The 648-nt window shown below is 59.6% G+C and carries 1 protein-coding gene and 2 pseudogenes; 1 reads left to right on the top strand and 2 read right to left on the bottom strand.

Annotation, left to right across the window (positions count from 1 at the left end; genetic code table 11):
* A pseudogene (locus tag EN750_RS41340) lies at nucleotides 1-130 on the top strand (PTS sugar transporter subunit IIA); the annotation flags it as partial.
* 67 nt (nucleotides 131-197) lie between these two features.
* On the opposite strand, the gene EN750_RS37800 reads toward EN750_RS41340, so the two are convergent.
* Nucleotides 198-452, bottom strand: coding sequence for a DUF1150 family protein (locus tag EN750_RS37800; protein ID WP_023760740.1), 255 nt, complete (start codon nucleotides 450-452; stop codon nucleotides 198-200).
* 121 nt (nucleotides 453-573) lie between these two features.
* A pseudogene (locus tag EN750_RS41335) lies at nucleotides 574-648 on the bottom strand (heat-shock protein Hsp20); the annotation flags it as partial.

Raw genomic sequence — 648 nt, 5'->3', positions numbered from 1 at the left:
CCTCAAGGCACTGTCGCGCATCGCGCGGGTCCTGCGCGATGCCGACACGGTGGCCAAGATCAGGGGTACGCGCGACGCCGCCGCTATCCACGCGCTTTTGTCGGACACCCAGGCTTCGCACGCGGCCTGAATTTCGAGAATGAGATCGCTACAGGGCCGCCATGGGCGGCCCTTTCCGTTTCAGCCGGAAATCGCTGTCAGTGAATGGCGACGGTGGTCAGGTCGTTTTCCATGGCGCCGGCCAGAGCGCGGTCACGCGCATCGGAAAGCAGGATCGGCTGACCATTGGCGGCAAACAAGGCCCACAGTTCCATGCCGGGGGCGATTTCGCCGAGATTGGGGAAACGGCCGAGCAATTCGTCGCTCGAGACCTTTCTGAGATAGGCGACCGAGCCCTCGCCGAGATGAGCGAATTCGCCATTGGTCATGGTGATATTTTCAGTTCTGGTCATTTCAAAGCCTCCTTGGCGCGAGGACGCCGCTCAAGGCCATCCCGCATGAGAGCCATTTCAATTTGCTGCATCGTGCTTTCGGAAAGTCGGAGCCGATTTCCGGCCGATGCAGTGGTAAAGATCAGTCTTTCACCGATATGTTTATTTTCCGTACCAGCCGTTCGGACTCCGGCCGATCGAGGTCGATCGACAGAAG

Origin of the sequence: Mesorhizobium sp. M7A.F.Ca.ET.027.03.2.1 (assembly GCF_003999175.1) — a bacterium.
In the GTDB taxonomy this organism is placed as follows: Bacteria; Pseudomonadota; Alphaproteobacteria; order Rhizobiales; family Rhizobiaceae; genus Mesorhizobium.
The sequence above is the reverse complement of the archived record's forward strand: the minus strand, read 5'-3'. Positions and strand labels throughout refer to the sequence as shown.

Bases quoted from the DNA above. Each gene is read 5' to 3' on its own strand.
- EN750_RS37800 (WP_023760740.1), bottom strand. From the start codon at position 452: ATGACCAGAACTGAAAATATCACCATGACCAATGGCGAATTCGCTCAT.